Genomic DNA, 16619 nt, shown 5'->3' with positions numbered 1-16619 from the left:
AGTATTAAAAAATAAATTACCTTTAACACATGAGCGAATTTGAAAAATATGAAAGTGTAGATACAGATGGGATATTTTCCAAGGTACTACGAGCAGGACGCCGAACGTATTTTTTCGATGTAAGAGAGACCAAGGCAGGCGATTATTATCTCACCATAACCGAGAGTAAAAAGAATACTTTAGACGATGGAAACATCCAATACAAAAAACACAAGATTTATTTGTATAAAGAAGATTTTACCAATTTCAAAGAATTGTTAAACGAAACTACCGCCTATATTCTAAAAGAAAAAGGTGAAGTTGTAATTTCTGAAAAACATCAAAACGATTTCAATCCGAAGAAAGAGTTCTCGAACGACCAAAGTAATGGGGTAACAAACGATTTCACAGATCTCGAGTTCGAAGACATTTAATCATAAACTTTATCGACAAAAAAAGCCGTGAAATTGTTTATTATTCACGGCTTTTTTTATGCTATAAGCTTGGTTTATTTCGCTATTTTTTTATAGATAAAAAGCAATAGCACTGCACCTAGAATTGCAACAAGAAACCCCTGGAAAGACCATTTACTTTCGTCGAGCGTAAAAAAGAAAGAAGCTATCCATCCGCCCAAAATAGAACCTAAGATCCCAATTATTATAGTTACGAAAAATCCTCCTGGGTCTTTACCTGGAGATATCATTTTAGCAATTACACCCGCAATTAATCCGAAAATAGCCCATGAAATAATATTCATGATAAAGCCAAAAATCAAAGTTGAAATTAACATATTTTTATTTTTTTAAAGTTTATATTATCAGTTTAACAAAAAACATACCTAAAAAGAAAAAGATAAATAAAACTTAAAATTTTAACATTTCTCCAAAACTCAATATTATAGCGTAACTTTGCCTTGGTTAATAAAAAAACAAACTATACGAATGGCTTTAATAAAATCTATATCTGGTTTACGCGGCACTATTGGTGGCGAACCTGGCAACAACCTTACACCTATCGATGCAGTGAAGTTTGCAGCTGCCTATGGTACTTGGCTAAGAGAAAATAAAACGAAACAATCTTTATCGGTGGTGATTGGTCGAGATGCCCGTATTTCGGGCGAAATGATAAGTCAATTGGTATCCAACACCTTGATTGGGTTAGGCATACATGTAATCGATTTAGGCTTATCGACCACTCCTACGGTAGAGGTTATGGTACCAAAACTAGATGCAGATGGAGGGATAATCTTAACCGCTTCTCATAACCCAAAAGAATGGAATGCACTGAAACTCCTCAATGAACAAGGAGAATTCATTTCTGCAGCAGAAGGGCAAAAAATTTTAGACCTTGCCGAAAAAGAAGCTTTTCAGTTTGCGAAGGTGGATGATCTTGGCCAATATAAAAGCTATACAACCGCAATTGACGAACATATTGAAATGATTTTGGCTTTACCTTTGGTAAACAAAGAAGCCATACAAGCAAAAAATTTCAAAGTGGTGATAGATGCTGTAAATTCTACCGGAGGAATTGCTATCCCCAAATTGTTGGATCAATTAGGAGTATCGTATATAAAATTATATTGCGAGCCGAACGGCCATTTCCCACACAATCCAGAACCTCTAAAAGAACATCTTACCGATATCTCTAAAAAAGTAGTGGAAGAAAAAGCAGATTTCGGCATTGTTGTAGATCCCGATGTAGACCGCTTGGCACTAATCAATGAAGACGGCTCTATGTTTGGTGAAGAGTATACCCTGGTAGCTGTTGCCGACTACGTATTGAGCAAAACTCCTTCTGCAACGGTTTCAAATCTTTCTTCTTCGCGTGCTTTGAGTGACATTGCTAAAAAATATGGCCAAATTTATGAGCCTTCTGCAGTGGGTGAAGTAAACGTGGTAGAAAAAATGAAAGAATTGAATGCGAAAATTGGCGGTGAAGGAAATGGTGGAATTATTTATCCAGAGTTGCATTATGGCCGTGACTCATTGGTCGGGATTGCACTTTTCTTGACACATTTAGCAGAACAAAATAAAAAAGTAAAAGAACTTAGAGATACTTATCCGGCTTATTATATGGCCAAAAAGAAAATCGAATTGACCCCTGAAGTCGATGTTGATCAAATTTTAGAAAACATCCAAAACTATTATAATGACACCAATATCAATACCATAGATGGAGTAAAAATTGATTTTGACGATGAGTGGATTCACCTAAGAAAATCGAATACAGAACCGATTATCCGAATCTATACCGAGAGTACTTCGCAAGAAAAAGCAGAAGCTTTGGCCGATTCTGTTATAGAAAAAATAAAACATATTGTATAGAAAGTTATAAACTAGAGAATAGAACCTTAATTTTATCAAATAATATCACTAACTTTCGTATATGGATGATGAATTAATGAATAATGATTACGTAGACCAATTTGAATCGATGCTCGAAAACAATGATACTATTTTTTTCGATTCGGAGCAAATGTGTGAGATTATTGCTTTTTATCTAGAAATTGGTGATTACGAATATGCACAGAAGGCCTTAGAATATGCCTATCAATTGTATCCAGACAATACCAATATACAGATAAAAGAGTTAGAGTACTATATATATATCGACGAATTGGTTGCTGCTACAGAAATAATAAGAAAACTAAGAGATTTGGCTCAAAATGATTTGGACTATCTTTTGGCAGTGGCTAAATATTGGAGCCTGAAAAACAACCCAAAGTTAGCAATCCAATTCTACCAAAAAGCTTTGATGTGGGATGAAGAGCTTGATTATATTTATAATTGCATTGGGAGCGAATACCTCCATTTAGATGCTTTGAGTTCTGCGTTGGTGTATTTTAAAAAATCATTGGACGAAAATCCACAAAACGAATTTGCTTTCTACTCGGCCATACAATGCTACGAAGAGCTTCATCAAACCAATGAATGCATAGAGTTTCTCAACCATATTATTGATCAAGATCCATACAACGAAAATGCATGGTATCAATTGGGTACACTTTATTCAAGTCAGAAAAAATACCAAGAAGCCCTTCGGGCATTCGATTTTGTTACAATCATCAATCCGCAAAACATTTCAGGCTATAACCAGAAAGCATTTTGCTTCGAGCAATTACAAGATTATACAGCGGCTATTCTAGAATACCAAGAAATTTTACCTTTGGATGATACAGCGGCTTTTACCTACATCAAAATTGGGGAATGTTACAAGAAATTAAAACAACCATTCAAAGCACTTCAGGCTTTCCACAAAGCTATTCATGATGATCCACAATTAGAAAAAGCTTGGATTTGCACTTCTGATTTGTATGAGAGTTTAGGAAATTATCAAGACGCAATGTATTACCTAGATCGTGCACTAGATTTGGATGCCAACGTTTCTGATTATAGGAAAAGACATGCCTATCTCAACATTCAACTTGGCCAGTACGAAGAAGCCATACAAGACTATCAGTTCTTAACCGAGCATGACCCCCTAAATCTCTACAATTGGTTGGGCATGGTAGAGACCCTGATTGCGATTGGTGATTATTCTCGTGCTGTAGAAACCATCCATAAAGGACTGGTACACTTCAATCGTGCCGAATTGTTGTATCAGCTAAGTAATTGCTATTATTTATTGAATGAGGAAGAAAAAGGTCTAAATGCTTTTCAACTTGCAGTACGACTAGACGAATCCATCAAGGTCGAGATGTATAAAAAATATCCTATTCTTTTTAATAGAACAAGCTTTTTATTCGAAGAATAACACATTTTCAACGCTTTTAAATTCGATAAACTTGTGGCGAAATCGTAACTTGTGGTCATGCAAATCACCTAACTAATGAACTACGTAGCACATCAAGTTTTATCATTCGGCGACCCGAATCTTCAGCTAGGAAATCTATTGGGTGAGGTAGTAAAAGGAAATCAATATCAGCAATACTCACCCAACTTACAAAAAGGGATATTATTGCATCGGCAAATAGACACATTTACCGACGCACACCCTATTGTGAAAGAGAGTACTGCCCTTTTGCATGCCGATCAAGGGAAATTTTCTCCTATTGTAATTGATGTTATTTTTGACTATTTCTTGATTCAACATTGGGAGACATTTGTTACACAACCTTTTAAGAGCTTCAAAAAAAATTGTTATCAATTATTCAAAACATCAGAACAAATCTTCCCACCAAAATTACAATACATTATCTACCATTTACTTTTACATGATTGGTTCGAGAACTACACTACACTAGAAGGTGTTGCACTTACCTTGCGCAATATTGGCAAGCGAACAAAGTTCGAGAATCGTTTGGCTAACTCCCTACCAATTCTTCGACAACATTTACCAGAGCTAGAAAGAAATTTTTTTTCTTTTTATCCACAATTAGAACAGAATTGCCGAAGATTTCTTTTTAGATAACATCAAATTTCCTTAGCTTTAACCACAAACAAAAATGAAAAATGGATCTTACATTTAACAAGAGAGAAGATTACAATAAATTAGAGTTAAGTAAACTCAAACGCAAGTTAACAGAAGTGTATTTGGGTGGCGGCGAAAAGAGAATAGCATCCCATAAAGCAAAAGGAAAACTAACTGCTCGCGAACGGATCGACTATTTACTAGATCCCAAAAAACCAAGCATAGAAATTGGTGCTTTAGCTGGCGATGGAATGTACGAAGAAGAAGGTGGTTGTCCTTCTGCAGGAGTTGTTGTGAAAATTGGATATGTATCTGGCAAACAATGCATCGTTGTTGCCAATGATGCAACAGTAAAAGCAGGTGCATGGTTTCCGATAACGGGTAAAAAAAACCTTCGTGCACAAGAAATCGCCATGGAAAACAGATTACCCATCATCTATTTGGTCGATAGTGCAGGAGTATATTTACCAATGCAAGACGAAATATTTCCGGACAAAGAACATTTTGGTCGTATTTTCCGTAACAACGCAATCATGTCATCAATGGGGATTACCCAAATCTCTGCCGTTATGGGAAGCTGTGTTGCCGGTGGTGCTTATCTCCCAATAATGAGTGATGAGGCCATGATTGTAGATAAAACCGGCTCTATCTTTTTGGCCGGAAGTTACTTGGTAAAAGCTGCTATCGGAGAAGAAATAGACAATGAAACCTTGGGTGGTGCTACCACACACTGTGAAATTTCTGGAGTTACCGATTACAAAGCCAAAGACGACAAAGATGCTCTTGATCGGATCAAATCGATTATGAGTAAAATAGGTGATTATGAAAAAGCTGGTTTCAACCGAGTAGAAGCTGTAAAACCTGCACTCAACGAAGAAGATATTTACGGTATCTTACCTATATCTCGTGCCGAGCAATACGATATGTACGAAATCATCAAGCGTTTGGTTGATAATTCTGAGTACGATGAATACAAAGGCGATTACGGTAAAACGATAATTTGTGTTTATGCACGTATAGATGGTTGGGCAGTAGGGATTGTAGCTAATCAACGAACCGTCGTAAAATCTAAAAAAGACGGAATGCAGTTTGGTGGTGTAATTTATTCGGATTCTGCCGACAAAGCAACCCGTTTTATTGCCAATTGTAATCAGAAAAAAATCCCATTGGTCTTCTTGCAAGATGTTACTGGCTTCATGGTTGGGTCTAAATCCGAACACGGTGGCATCATCAAAGATGGTGCAAAAATGGTAAATGCAGTTTCCAACTCTGTTGTACCAAAATTTACTATCGTCGTAGGTAACTCCTATGGTGCAGGAAATTATGCCATGTGTGGTAAAGCTTACGACCCTCGTCTCATTGCCGCTTGGCCTTCTGCGCAATTAGCAGTAATGGGTGGTGAACAAGCAGCAAAAGTATTGCTACAAATAAAAGAATCTGCACTAAAAAGTAAAGGGATCGATGTAGACGAAACCAAAAAGAACGAACTTCTTGCAGACATTACCGAAAAGTATAACAAACAAACGAGTCCGTACTATGCAGCTGCTAGAATTTGGACCGATGGTATCATCGATCCTTTGGATACGCGAAAATGGATTTCGATGGGGATAGAAGCAGCCAATCATGCACCGATAGAAAAACCTTTTAATTTAGGTGTAATTCAGACCTAAATAAATAGAGTCGTACACTTATTGATCAATGAGAAACGCCTTCTGTTAGAAGGCGTTTCTCATTGATGGTTGTTTAATTTGTATAATTTATACAATTGTTTTATAGATATAATACAAATCCTTCCCGAAGGACCAATGTTTCACATATTCTTTATTGATGGCAACTTTCTGTGGCCAAATCACTTCATCATTGTATTGCAATGGGTTTTCTTGTAGAGCGAGGAGCTCTTCTTCGTTTCTAAACTTCAATTGGGCTGGACCTGTAAGCCCTGGTTTCACTTGTAGAATGATCCGGTCTTCACCTTGTAATTTATCTGCATACCCCTCTAAATCTGGACGTGGACCAACGAAACTCATCTCACCGATCAGAATATTATACAATTGTGGAATCTCATCTAGTTTTGTTTTTCGCAGTAATCTGCCAAAAGAAGTTATTTGTTTTTGATGGTTTTTGGTTCGGATGGTTCTAATCTTATAGATGGTGAAAAGCTTGGCATGTTGCCCCACTCTTTTTTGGCTAAACAAACCGAATTGCTGTGTATCTATCGTAGCGAGAATAATCAATAAAAAGATTAATCCTACCAACAGAAGTAGTAGGATTAAAGCAAAGGTTTTATCGAAAATGCTTTTCAGCATATAGCATCATTTTGATTTAATGTCGTTTGAAGTTACGAAAGAAACGTTTAATTCTACCGATAAAATTATCCTCGAAAAATTCATCTTCTTCAAAATAGCCATAACCATATGTCATACCGTAACCGTACTCATTCCCGTAGCCATAGCCATAGCCCATTTTCACTTGGAAATCGTTGAGGATAATCCCGATATTATTCAGTTCTCCGTCTTCGTATTTCGACTGGACGGCATTCAAAAAATTGCGCTCAGAGTAATTATATCGCGAAATGAAAAGTGTGGCATCTGCATACTTCAGCAAATCATAAGAGTCGGAAACTAAGCCAATTGGAGGAGTATCGAGAACAACATAATCGTAGCGTTCTTTCAGTTGGTTTATCAGCTCATCCATTTTCGTACTCAGAATCAATTCTGATGGATTTGGCGGAATTGGTCCGGCTGTAATGATATCAAGATTTGGAAGTTTTGTCGGTTGAATGATCTCCTGTAATCTGGCTTCATCAACCAAATAGTTGGTAACCCCGATATGGTTATTGAGCTTGAAATCATCAAAAATCTTCGGTTTGCGTAAATCCAACCCCAACAATACTGCTTTTTTATCTCCTGCTCCCAATACTGATGCCAAGTTCATCGACACAAAAGTTTTCCCTTCGCCTCCGATAAAAGAAGTTACTAGAATTGTTTTATTATTGGGATGCACAGCTGTTTTCTTGTACAAGAATTTCAAGTTCGATCGTACAGCACGGAAACTTTCTGCTATTCCTGATTTTGGTCGATCGATAACAATCAAAGGATTCATCTCACCTAAGTTTCCTATAATTCCGATCAAAGGGATTTTGGTTCGAGAGGTAATATCTTTTATTACTTTTACTTTCGTATCGAACAATTCTCTCAGAACTATATAAAGTAAGGGAGCTGCCAATCCGATTACCAGAGCGATTATGTAGTTTTGTTTACGATCGGGTGCGATAGGACCTTGTGATAAGTTTTGGGCATTGTCTACTATCAAAATATCCGATACATTCGATGCTATTTGCATATCGGCAATGCTGAGCTGCGTCATCAAACTGTTGTACATTTCATCATTGATTGCAAAGCCACGATTCGCTTCTAAGAAAGAGAATTCTTGTTGTGGTAGGAACTGTGCTTGACTTTCGTAATCACTCAACTTGCGTTCGATATCTTTCAGATCCGAGTTCAGTTTTCTACGTTGAGCACTCACTACATTATCGATCGATCTACGCGCTTCGGCTATTTGTTGATTCAGCAACTGTATTTCTTCCGACTGTGGCTGATAGGTCAACAACATTTCTTTTTTACGGTTTTCTAATGATTCGATTTCGGCAACATAATTCATGTAGTATTGTACATCGAGCCCAGCTATATTCAGGGCAATCATATTGTTAACGCTAGAATTTGATTTCGGAATCAAAGAGTTCAGAGCATTGATACGATCTATTTGCATCACTCGCTCACGCTCCAGGGAAGTAACGGCCGAGATTACTTCGCCTTTTTTACTTTCAAAATCATAAATCCTTTCTCTTTTTTGTAAATCGGTAAGGTTTTGGGATGCGCTATCGAGTTTTACTTTTACTTTATCGAGCTGAGATTGCAAATATTCTTTGGTCTTGATTGTAGCCAAGTTCTTTTCGGCCATTTCGTTTTTTATCAAGACTTTAAGAGAAGTATTGATGATATCTACAGCCTCGTTGAGATTTGTGGCCGTTTTACTCACCGAAACTATATTTGCGCCGGTTTGTACAGGTACTATGGAAATATTGCTCGAGGTACGCTGAATTGCTTCGTTGAGCGTTACCAGTTTGAAGGTATAGTTGCTTCCTTCGTAGTAAGGAATTTTGGTTCGAATGATTTTAAATCGGAAATTCTTCCCAGAAATCCATTGTCCATAACGAGCTTCAACCGGTAATTCTATATTGATGTTTTTTGAGTAGAGTGAGTCTTGTTCATAATTATATACTCTTCCTGTACCCGAGGTACTTGTTTGCTTGAGCCGGAAAGAAAATTCATTGATTGGTTCTACTGCAATTTCTTGATTGATAATTTGGGTATGAACCGTATCTACTACTACATTGAAAGGTGCATCTGTTTTATACGAATCTTTCTTTTTTAGTTTTCCTTCTTCGTAATAATATACATATCCTTCTGTTTCTTTTACAACAAAATCGTTGTGTGTTCTAGACGACATTACATATGACAGGGTTTGTACACGATTATTCGACCCTCCCCAAATGAAGTTAATCGAATTCGATGCACTCATGGTATTCGAGTTGTTGATTCCAGAGCCTATACGAAATGTTGCAGAAGTTTTGTATATATTTTTAAAATACCAGCTATTGAGATAAAAAGCTACCCCCAAAGCAAAACCAACAGAAAGAATAAATAGCGGCCAATGATTGATTATTCGAGGAATAAGTCGCTCGAAATCGAAAGCAAGAGGCGATACTTTATTTACTTTCTGAGAGTTTTGGTCGCTTGAACTATGTTGTTGCATATAGATTAGAGTTTATCAAAAAATAAGTATGCACCCAAAACGGTTGCTAATACACCCATTACAGTTGTAACGACAGATAACGGGTTGAGGCCTACACCCCACACTTTTTCTTTGCGTGGATTAATTACAATAATATCGTTATTCTGAACCCAGAAAAATTCAGAATTCATGATCGATTCTTTCGTCATATCGATATAAACTTGTTGTGTACCGGATGGAGTTGTTCTAATGACACGTACATTTTTCAGATCCGAGTAGATGTTATTCGTTCCTCCTCCTGTACTAGCCAAGGCTTCGAGCATACTAAAATCTCGTTTTCTACTTGTAAAATTCCCATTGACTCCTTCTCCTACTATAGTGTACTCTATCCCTGCCAAATCAACATCGATAAAAGTTCCATCGGGTGTATAGATCTTGTAGAATTCTGTTTTGATCTTTTCTCTTGCTTCTGCCAATGTAAGCCCTTCTACCTGAATCTTCCCGATACGTGGCAGTTCAATTGCACCATCTTCTCGAACATACACTCCTCCTAAAACGTTGTTAGTGTTATTTTGCTGATTGCCTCTTGCAATAAAATCACTCAAAATCCCCATGCTACTTGGTTCTCGGGATGAAACTTTGATAACAATATTATCGAATTTTTGGATATGATACACAGGTCGATTATAGGCAATCATTCCTCGGTTATCGAGTTTTAGTTTTTCGTCGGGTTGTATTAATTGTAAGTCTTTTAGAGATATACAGGATTGCAACGATAAAAGACCACAAAGTATACAAAAGAATAGAAATAATTTATTTTTCATATAGGTTAAGCTTTTGCTGTTTTCGATTCACTAAATGATATATAAGTACAACAAAACTAGTTGATAATATTAAAAATAACAAAAATAGAAAATTGATATCACTTCTACGTAATACGAAAGCAATTATGATAAATATGATATTGATGGATCCCAAAACAAGTCCTGTTGTAACATGATTTAGCCCTAAGAAAATTAGCTGATGATGCAGATGATTCTTATCGGGTTTCATAGGATTTTTGCCTTTACGCAACCGCGCAATGATTACCGAAACGGTATCGACAATCGGGATAACAAAGATATATAAACCAATTACAGGAGCCGAATTTAGTGAATAATTTGGCTGTGAGCTGATAAAGAGGAAACGAATCAATAAAAAGGTAAGGACAAAACCGACAACCATAGAGCCAGTATCTCCCATAAAAATTTTATAACGATTGGATAAATTGTATCGTATAAAACCAAGTAAGGAGGCTAGTAAAGAAACTGCCAAAGTGCCTGCCGAATAATCGAATAAACGGAAAAAAACAACGATAAAAGCAAAGCAAATTATGATACCTATGAAGCTTGCCAAACCATCTAAACCATCGATTAAATTATAAGAATTATTGAGAATTAAGAACACAAATACGGTAAAAATCACACTTAACACATACGGTAATTGATGAATACCAAATAAACCTCCCAAAGTGGTTATTTGTATCCCAGAACCAAAAACTATTAACAATGAACTAATTAGCTGTGCATATATTTTTTTATCGGGTGCCACAACCAACAAATCATCCATCAGACCAATAAAAAACAATATGGTGATTGATGACATAAAGAAAGAATAGTTATAGTTAATTTCTGAAGAAAAAATAGAAAAAGAGATAACCAACGCAAAATAGATAGCCACACCACCTAGCGTAGGTACTTTTTGCGTATGCGAACTTCTTTCGCCGGGCTGATCCATCAATTGTTTACGATGACTTACCCGGATGATTTTCGGTATAGAAATGAGAGTGATTGATAAGGCTACCAAAAATGCACCAATAATGTTGATATAAATTGGCGATAAACTCAGGGTATACAAATAATCTAGAATCTTAAATCCTTCCATACTTTTTGAGTCCATTTAGCGCCCAACAAAAGGTATAATACGCAGATTTTATCGGGCTTAGTTTTAAATATTTCCTATAAACATCATACTGTTTACGCATCATCTTTAGCTTATCTCGCGAAACAGAGTTTTCTCTAATTCTATATATGACCAAAGTTTCATTTAGAGCTCTTGCATATTTTATTTTGGTCAAAATCAAAAACCACATTGCATGGTCTTCTCGTAAATCTACCTTTGGTATTTGGATATCGCCTACTTTTCTTCTATCGTACACAGATGCACATAAAAAAATCGGGCAATTATAGAGCAAGCGATTATAGTCAACATAATCCACAGCCACAAAATCGTCTAAAATCGGTTGCAAGTTTTCGTCTACTCTTCTATAATTGGTATAGACCAGAGCTTCTTGATGGTCTTGTAGAAATGTGGTTGTTTTTTCTAGAAAGTTTGGTAACCATAAATCATCACTATCCAAGAAAGATATATAGGTACCTTGTGCATTTCTCAGACCCAAATTTCTTGCTTCTGCAGCGCCCGAATTCTTTGGTAATTGAAAAACCTTCACGCGAGGATCTTCAATCGATAAAAGCTTTTGGTACGATTTATCGGTAGAGCAATCATCTACCACCAACCACTCCCATTGTGTATAGGTTTGGTTTTTTATAGAATCATAAACTTCTAGAATATAAGCTTCCGAATTATAAACCGGTGTAATGATTGATACTAACGCCATAATCCATAAATTGATTCGGAACTAAAGATAGTCGAATAATTATTAAAATTTGTTTTGTGTGCTTGTTTTAATTGGAACCAAAAAAATAAGGCTATCGTGTAGCAGAAAAAGGTATTAAACACCAAGTTTTTTTCAAACACACGATCTTTGATATTATACAATATAGAACAAACCACCAAGCCAAGAAAAACCAAATAATAACCTGGTAAGCGAATACCGAAAATACCTTTCCCCAGAAAGAAATACAACATCACTCCCATCAGAAATAAATTCCTGAAAGCGACATAATTTTTATCGTGTTCAACGGCCTTGTTATAAATCATTATAAGGACAACGGTAATTATTTTTACAATATCCCCCACTGCAACCCCTCCTGACTTATATAAATCAGATTCGTATGCCTCAAACTTTTCTTGTCCGATTGGCATAACCTCCATAATTGCATCAATAACAGAAGTTAAACCAGTATAATTGGCTACAATAGCCATTCCTACAAATACTCCAATTAATGGAGTAGGAATTCGCACTCTTACCAACCAATAAGCCAAGAAAAAAACCATACTCGATTGATGAAACTGATAGGCAATCACCAAACAAAGCATGAATTTCCAGAACTTGCGATCCAGCACATAACGAACGCTATATAAACAAATTGCCGTCGCAATTCCTTGTCGGATATGTATATGTTCTTCAAAAAAAAAGTTTGGTACAGTATACATAAATAGCGCCAACATAGGGTAAGCGGAATATCTTTTTAGAGTAGAAAACTTCAGAGAAAGAGAGATAATAACCAACACCAAACTCACAATACCGAAATCAAATCCTAACTTATAGAAAAGTCGATTCATGTAAATATATCCACTTTCCACTCCAATCATTTTGGCAAACATGTGAACTTCCGACAAATACAACAATTCTCCGGATGCATAAAAAGCGTTGTAATACGCCAACCAGTCGGGACTTAAATTATAACCCAAGCCCGCCGTAAGCATCATCACAGCAAGGGTTAATTGGTAGTAGCTTTTATCCAACTGTTGATCTCTCGATACTTCTTGAATAGAGCCAAATGCCAAAAGAAAAATTATGATGTAGTAAATTAAACTCATTAAATTTTCTTCAGTAGATTTAGGTTAAAAAAAGAAAGCTGATAATACAACCATTTCTTCAGAGGCAAACTTACTATATAATTTTTTCCGAAACGCTGTAAATGTTTGATTTTATTGACTTCTAAATGATATTTTTTCAAAAAAATCGCCAATTCATCAATCATTTTTGATTTTAATGCTCGGTCTTTGATGTAAGCCACATACCCCAAGTACGAGTAATACCCCTGAAAAATCTGAAATCTTTCTAAATCTTCCTTATGTTTTGCGTATGGACTTTCGTAGAAATACTTTGTCACTTGCTCAATAGCCCAAAACATGTCCAACCCTTTTTCGGTATGGGTTTTTGTGATAGAATCTTCGCGCTCGAAATACTTATAAAAAGGTTGATTGATTTTGGCTATTGTTGTAGAGTCCAACACTAGTTTTGGGATCAGTTCTATATCTTCAAAATGTTTCCCGAGCGCAAACCGATGTTGATCAAAAAGTTTTCTATCAAAAATCTTATTGCAAGCAAAGCAAGACATTTCACCAAAAAGGGTGAAATCTTCGGCCAACACAATTTTCTCGGCCAATTGCGGCGACTGTTGTAATTCTCGAAACTCCTCCCCTTTTTCATTCACCTTCACCAAATCACAAAAAGCAATTTCAGCTTGGTGTTTTTCGGCCAAAGAATACAGGGTTTGCATCATTTCAGCATCCACAAAATCATCCGAATCTACAAAAGCCAGGTACTTTCCTGTTGCCTTTTCTATCCCAAAATTTCTTGCATCACTTAATCCTCCATTGGGTTTCTGATAACTTTTCACGCGTTTATCTTTCGCCACAAATTCATCTATAATCGTCTGCGACCGATCGGGCGACCCATCATTTACCACCACAATTTCTATCTCACGCAACGTTTGCGCCACCAAAGAATCCAAACATTTACGTAAATATTTCTCGGTATTATAGACCGGTACAATTACTGATATTTTGGTCGAATACTTCACAGTTTGTTTAATATTTCTTCGTATTGATGTATAATAAACTTTTTATCGAATCTACTTTTTATCGAATCTCGTATGCTCGAAGCGTCATGTTTATCTTCTAATATATGAACAATTCTTTCGGCAAACGCTTTTGTATTTTCGATTGCGAGTATTTCTCCATTGCGTTTTGGTTGTATTATTTCATTTATACCACCCAAACAATCATTGCATAGAGCATAGGTACCACAAGCACCCGCTTCGAGTAATACGTTCGGGAAACCTTCGTATCGAGAAGATAAGATAAATAAATCTGCCGCTGCCAAATACGGATACGGATTTTCTACATGACCCAAAAAATGTACATTCTCCAACCCCAATGCTTGTCTTTGATGCTCTAGCTTTTCTTTATCCACACCATCTCCTAAAACATAAAGATGAATAGGTGTATTTTTCAGTTCTGCAAAAACATTCAACAACAAATCAAAACCTTTGCGCGCTGTTAGATTTCCTATAGCGATTACATTTTTATGGTCGGATGAAAAAGGCAATTCTATGGGTTGATTTTGTTTCTGATCCAACAACTCGAAATCAACAGGGTTGTGGATTTTGACTATTTTTTCTTTATCCAACTGAAAGTTTTCTATCAAATCTTGACGCATATCTTCACTTTGGGCAATAATCGCATCAAAACGATGATAAAACTTATAAAAAAACAAGATTTCCTTCCGAACGACATGTTTAGAAACTACATTTGTTTCTCTCGAAACAAACTTCACTTTTGGGAAAAGCGGTATAAAATAGGATAAAAACGCTGAAATCTCACCCCAACCAGAAAACACGATGGATGGCTTTCGTTTGTAAATCTCTTGTAAAATCGGGAAAATTGCAAAGCGAATACGCTTCGTTTTCAGTTCTATGATTTCAACATCTGACTTCAGATCTTTGAGAAAAGGCCCCTCTTTCTGAAAAAGTAATAATACAGACCTGAATTGCTTGCGATCGAGCTCATTACAAATGGTTGTAACGATTTTCTCTGCACCTCCTTGATGAAGGTTGGGAAGAATAAAAAAAACAGTTTTCATGCCGATTCATTTTCATTGATAATCTTTTCTATCCCTGCCACAGCTTTCTCTAGTGTAAAAGGCAATTCGGTTTGTTGTATGTTTTTTTGGTAATCTTTGCTTAGATTGGCATCCGTCAGCAAGGCTTTCATACCGGTATAAATTCCGTTTTCATTGTTTTCTACAATTTTGCCCAATTGCCCATTTTCCAGGATTTCCACCACACCCGAAACATCGGTAGCAACAATTGGTTTTTGCAACACAAAAGCTTCGAAAAGTACGGTAGGATATCCCTCATATCGAGAAGAAAGCACAAAGTAGTCGGCCAATTGAAAGTACGGATACGGATTCGATCGAAATCCTAAAAACTTGAAGGTGTCTTGCAGATTTTTCTCCTTTGCCAAAGTTTGCAGTTTATCTAAATCAACACCATTACCGACAATCATTACGTTATGAAAAATCTTTTCGTCGATCAATTGTTGATGAACTTCTAGAAGTCGATCAAATCCTTTTTGATTAAAAACGGTTCCTACACCCAAAAAAATCGGGTACGAATTCTGAAAAGGATTTTCTACTTTTTCTTTAGAAAGTGCTAAAATTTCTTCGGTATCGATAGGATTGTATATTCGTACAATTTTCTTTTTTTGTTCTTCATTGTGAGCAAAACCTTGCATCCATTGTTGGATTTTGTCCGAAATAACCATTATTCGATCAAACTCAAAAAATCGTTGAATTTTCTCTTCTGTATATTCTGGGAAATTACTGAGGTCATTATGAATCCAAAGAATTTTCTTAGACGATTGGTTAGGCGAATTCAAAATCCATTCGGCAGCTCCCTGAATAGCAGCTATTTCTACATCGTATTGTTTATTACGCAGCTTAGTTTTATAAAGTAATTTTAGGTTTCGATTATAGAAAGCCTGATACAAAACACGATAAGCCTTGATCGGAATCTCGTGCCAACGGTTGGTTTCGATGATTTCTCCTTTGTTTAACCAAATAAGGTTGACCCATGAAGGTACAAAATCCAAGTATTTGCCAAAGCGAATATTGATCAGTAAATCGACCTCATATTTTTCTGGCGACAATTGATTGAGTAAACTCACCACCATTTTTTCGGCACCGCCATGCCGCAACGATCCGATGCGAATGAGAATTTTCTTTTTCAATGTTTAGGTTTAGGTTTGCGCAAAAGTAACTATTTTTACGCATTCTGTAAAAAGTTTAACCAAATAAACTGTGAAAAGTGATCAAATTGCTCGTTGAGAGGTTTACTAAATTCCTAAGTTTATTTCTCAATCAATAAATAACAACTTTCTAGAAGTTCACAACAAATGAATCCTTATTCGAAAAAACGAAAATGGGGTTCGGTGGCTAAACTCAACATTACGGCGTCACCTTTGGTGTCAACAAATATACAATTCATTAATTTCAACCAGCTCTTTAAGTTATTGAAATATGACAAAATGGTTACTACTATTAAAACATCATTAACCCTAATTAGAATCATACATTACAATTGGTTCAATAATTTCTTTTATATCAAATCAAATATGTATATCAGACAATTAACTAAATAAAGATATTTCCCAAGTGAATATTTGAAACATCAATCTACTATTTTTATATTGTAAATAGACATAAG

General features: G+C 36.1%; 15 protein-coding genes. 5 read left to right on the top strand and 10 right to left on the bottom strand.

Annotated elements, in window-relative coordinates; genetic code table 11:
- Nucleotides 1-29: 29 nt before the first annotated feature.
- Nucleotides 30-413, top strand: a complete 384-nt coding sequence (locus HMPREF2660_RS05720; protein ID WP_013597698.1) for a PUR family DNA/RNA-binding protein — start codon at nt 30-32, stop codon at nt 411-413.
- A gap of 74 nt (nt 414-487) precedes the next feature.
- On the opposite strand, the gene HMPREF2660_RS05715 is transcribed toward HMPREF2660_RS05720, so the two are convergent.
- Nucleotides 488-736 carry a GlsB/YeaQ/YmgE family stress response membrane protein gene (locus HMPREF2660_RS05715; RefSeq protein ID WP_041942243.1) on the bottom strand — a complete coding sequence of 83 codons (249 nt, stop codon included), beginning with the start codon at nt 734-736 and terminating at the stop codon, nt 488-490.
- A 184-nt stretch (nt 737-920) separates the two neighbouring features.
- Between HMPREF2660_RS05715 and glmM the strand changes: the two genes are divergently transcribed.
- From glmM to HMPREF2660_RS05695, 4 genes are all read left to right on the top strand, one after another.
- On the top strand, nt 921-2303 hold the full coding sequence (gene glmM / locus HMPREF2660_RS05710; RefSeq protein WP_070486045.1) for a phosphoglucosamine mutase: 1383 nt from the start codon (nt 921-923) through the stop codon (nt 2301-2303).
- A gap of 61 nt (nt 2304-2364) precedes the next feature.
- Nucleotides 2365-3732: a tetratricopeptide repeat protein gene (locus tag HMPREF2660_RS05705; protein WP_070486043.1), complete on the top strand. Its 1368-nt coding sequence runs from the start codon at nt 2365-2367 to the stop codon at nt 3730-3732.
- Nucleotides 3733-3807: 75 nt separating this feature from the next.
- Nucleotides 3808-4389 carry an acyl carrier protein phosphodiesterase gene (locus HMPREF2660_RS05700; protein WP_070486039.1) on the top strand — a complete coding sequence of 194 codons (582 nt, stop codon included), beginning with the start codon at nt 3808-3810 and terminating at the stop codon, nt 4387-4389.
- Between the two features lie 41 nt (nt 4390-4430).
- A complete protein-coding gene (locus HMPREF2660_RS05695) occupies nt 4431-6059 on the top strand; it encodes an acyl-CoA carboxylase subunit beta (RefSeq protein ID WP_070486037.1) in 1629 nt (542 codons plus the stop codon).
- A gap of 87 nt (nt 6060-6146) precedes the next feature.
- Here the strand turns inward: HMPREF2660_RS05695 and HMPREF2660_RS05690 are convergent, their stop codons facing one another.
- The 9 genes from HMPREF2660_RS05690 to HMPREF2660_RS05650 are packed head-to-tail and all read right to left on the bottom strand — an operon-like array spanning nt 6147 to nt 16143.
- The gene (locus tag HMPREF2660_RS05690) at nt 6147-6695 is read right to left on the bottom strand and encodes a sugar transferase (protein ID WP_013597704.1); all 549 of its coding nucleotides are present in this window, start codon (nt 6693-6695) and stop codon (nt 6147-6149) included.
- A gap of 16 nt (nt 6696-6711) precedes the next feature.
- On the bottom strand, nt 6712-9204 hold the full coding sequence (locus HMPREF2660_RS05685) for an exopolysaccharide transport family protein (RefSeq protein ID WP_013597705.1): 2493 nt from the start codon (nt 9202-9204) through the stop codon (nt 6712-6714).
- Between the two features lie 5 nt (nt 9205-9209).
- Nucleotides 9210-10007 (bottom strand): polysaccharide biosynthesis/export family protein, encoded by a 798-nt coding sequence (locus HMPREF2660_RS05680; RefSeq protein WP_013597706.1) that lies wholly within the window; start codon nt 10005-10007, stop codon nt 9210-9212.
- A complete protein-coding gene (locus tag HMPREF2660_RS05675) occupies nt 9997-11106 on the bottom strand; it encodes a glycosyltransferase family 4 protein (RefSeq protein ID WP_070486035.1) in 1110 nt (369 codons plus the stop codon). The genes HMPREF2660_RS05680 and HMPREF2660_RS05675 overlap by 11 nt, the downstream gene beginning before the upstream one ends.
- Entirely contained in the window at nt 11093-11839 is a 747-nt protein-coding gene (locus tag HMPREF2660_RS05670) for a glycosyltransferase family 2 protein (RefSeq protein ID WP_070486033.1), read from the bottom strand. Before HMPREF2660_RS05670 ends, HMPREF2660_RS05675 begins: the two co-directional genes overlap by 14 nt.
- Complete coding sequence (locus HMPREF2660_RS05665) at nt 11830-12945, bottom strand: EpsG family protein (RefSeq protein WP_070486032.1); 1116 nt, start codon at nt 12943-12945, stop codon at nt 11830-11832. The genes HMPREF2660_RS05670 and HMPREF2660_RS05665 overlap by 10 nt, the downstream gene beginning before the upstream one ends.
- A complete protein-coding gene (locus HMPREF2660_RS05660; RefSeq protein ID WP_070486030.1) occupies nt 12945-13934 on the bottom strand; it encodes a glycosyltransferase family 2 protein in 990 nt (329 codons plus the stop codon). The genes HMPREF2660_RS05665 and HMPREF2660_RS05660 overlap by 1 nt, the downstream gene beginning before the upstream one ends.
- Nucleotides 13931-15001 carry a glycosyltransferase gene (locus HMPREF2660_RS05655; RefSeq protein WP_126414769.1) on the bottom strand — a complete coding sequence of 357 codons (1071 nt, stop codon included), beginning with the start codon at nt 14999-15001 and terminating at the stop codon, nt 13931-13933. Before HMPREF2660_RS05655 ends, HMPREF2660_RS05660 begins: the two co-directional genes overlap by 4 nt.
- Complete coding sequence (locus HMPREF2660_RS05650) at nt 14992-16143, bottom strand: glycosyltransferase (RefSeq protein WP_070486028.1); 1152 nt, start codon at nt 16141-16143, stop codon at nt 14992-14994. Before HMPREF2660_RS05650 ends, HMPREF2660_RS05655 begins: the two co-directional genes overlap by 10 nt.
- Between the last annotated feature and the right edge of the window lie 476 nt (nt 16144-16619).

The sequence above is a fragment of the Weeksella sp. HMSC059D05 genome, assembly GCF_001809725.1.
Classification (GTDB): domain Bacteria; phylum Bacteroidota; class Bacteroidia; order Flavobacteriales; family Weeksellaceae; genus Weeksella; species Weeksella virosa.
The sequence above is the reverse complement of the archived record's forward strand: the minus strand, read 5'-3'. Positions and strand labels throughout refer to the sequence as shown.

Excerpts from the sequence above, each read along its gene's own strand:
- HMPREF2660_RS05700 (WP_070486039.1), top strand. The coding sequence starts at position 3,808 with ATGAACTACGTAGCACATCAAGTTTTATCATTCGGCGACCCGAATCTT.
- HMPREF2660_RS05705 (WP_070486043.1), top strand. The coding sequence starts at position 2,365 with ATGGATGATGAATTAATGAATAATGATTACGTAGACCAATTTGAATCG.
- HMPREF2660_RS05690 (WP_013597704.1), bottom strand. The coding sequence starts at position 6,695 with ATGCTGAAAAGCATTTTCGATAAAACCTTTGCTTTAATCCTACTACTT.
- glmM (WP_070486045.1), top strand. The coding sequence starts at position 921 with ATGGCTTTAATAAAATCTATATCTGGTTTACGCGGCACTATTGGTGGC.
- HMPREF2660_RS05675 (WP_070486035.1), bottom strand. The coding sequence starts at position 11,106 with ATGGAAGGATTTAAGATTCTAGATTATTTGTATACCCTGAGTTTATCG.
- HMPREF2660_RS05695 (WP_070486037.1), top strand. The coding sequence starts at position 4,431 with ATGGATCTTACATTTAACAAGAGAGAAGATTACAATAAATTAGAGTTA.
- HMPREF2660_RS05720 (WP_013597698.1), top strand. The coding sequence starts at position 30 with ATGAGCGAATTTGAAAAATATGAAAGTGTAGATACAGATGGGATATTT.
- HMPREF2660_RS05670 (WP_070486033.1), bottom strand. The coding sequence starts at position 11,839 with ATGGCGTTAGTATCAATCATTACACCGGTTTATAATTCGGAAGCTTAT.
- HMPREF2660_RS05680 (WP_013597706.1), bottom strand. The coding sequence starts at position 10,007 with ATGAAAAATAAATTATTTCTATTCTTTTGTATACTTTGTGGTCTTTTA.
- HMPREF2660_RS05665 (WP_070486032.1), bottom strand. The coding sequence starts at position 12,945 with ATGAGTTTAATTTACTACATCATAATTTTTCTTTTGGCATTTGGCTCT.
- HMPREF2660_RS05715 (WP_041942243.1), bottom strand. The coding sequence starts at position 736 with ATGAATATTATTTCATGGGCTATTTTCGGATTAATTGCGGGTGTAATT.
- HMPREF2660_RS05685 (WP_013597705.1), bottom strand. The coding sequence starts at position 9,204 with ATGCAACAACATAGTTCAAGCGACCAAAACTCTCAGAAAGTAAATAAA.